The organism is Oleiphilus sp. HI0125, assembly GCF_001635355.1.
Genome location: NZ_LWGF01001481.1, coordinates 1 through 869 on the forward strand (window position 1 = coordinate 1; position 869 = coordinate 869).

Below are 869 nucleotides of genomic sequence, written 5' to 3' on the forward strand. Positions count from 1 at the left end.
TGCTCTGACCAGTCACTGAGCCAGTCGAGCAAGTAATTCATATCAACATTCACATCGCCATTGAGCGCTTTTAAACCTGCGCCGGCAATGATTTCGAGTGGGTGGAGTTGTACGTGTTTTTGACCACGGGGTGAACTGAGGAGTTTATCCGCATCGTCTTGCGCAAGAATGCCGTCACTCACCAATTGATTGACGGTTCGACTAAAATCAAGCGTCAGCGAAGCCGTGGTCTGTTGCACGTGAAAATCCTATTGTTATGTCTGCCTTATAGCGATTTACCTTGAAGTTTTTCCCATTTCACAAAATACATTGCGGCAAGGAATAAAACCATGGTGATCACTGTGATGAAAGTGTCTGCTGATAGCCAAGACTCTTGCATATAGGCATCAACAAACGCGCGCGTGAAGTAAAACAGCACAATAAAGCACAGCCATACATATGAACGCAGTTTATTTAAGAGTAGGCCAGGAAGCACAATCAGCAAGGGGATATATTTCACAGCGAGTACTAGAGCAACTGATACACCTTCTGGTAGTCCGGGTACAAAGGTGGTGTAGGCCAAGATGACTAGCAGAGCGACATAGCTGATTTTAGTAACAAGTGCTGCACGTTTGCTTTTGAGTTCGAGAGAATTTGTCATAACGTTTTCTGAATCTGATTAAGAATTAAGTTTACGAGCGAGCGTGGCTAATCGTTTACCGAGGGCTTGGCATAGCGCGGTTTCATGTTCGCTCAAAGCACCGTTTGTTCCCATTTCTGTATGACTTGCGCCGTAGGGGGTGCCGCCTGTTGTTGTGTCATGCAAGGCTTTTTCAGTGTAGGGAAGGCCTGAAATCACCATGCCCTGATGCATCAAAGGGATCATCATT

1 protein-coding gene and 2 pseudogenes are annotated in these 869 nt (G+C 45.8%); all 3 read right to left on the minus strand.

The genetic code is table 11. The features are described from left to right. Window positions 1-239, minus strand: a pseudogene (locus A3762_RS24955) (hypothetical protein); the annotation flags it as partial. A 26-nt stretch (window positions 240-265) separates the two neighbouring features. Further along, window positions 266-640, minus strand: coding sequence for a DUF2069 domain-containing protein (locus tag A3762_RS24960; RefSeq protein WP_068479048.1), 375 nt, complete (start codon window positions 638-640; stop codon window positions 266-268). Between the two features lie 18 nt (window positions 641-658). Beyond that, a pseudogene (locus A3762_RS28075) lies at window positions 659-869 on the minus strand (NAD(P)H-quinone oxidoreductase); the annotation flags it as partial.

Bases quoted from the DNA above. Each gene is read 5' to 3' on its own strand.
- A3762_RS24960 (WP_068479048.1), bottom strand. From the start codon at position 640: ATGACAAATTCTCTCGAACTCAAAAGCAAACGTGCAGCACTTGTTACT.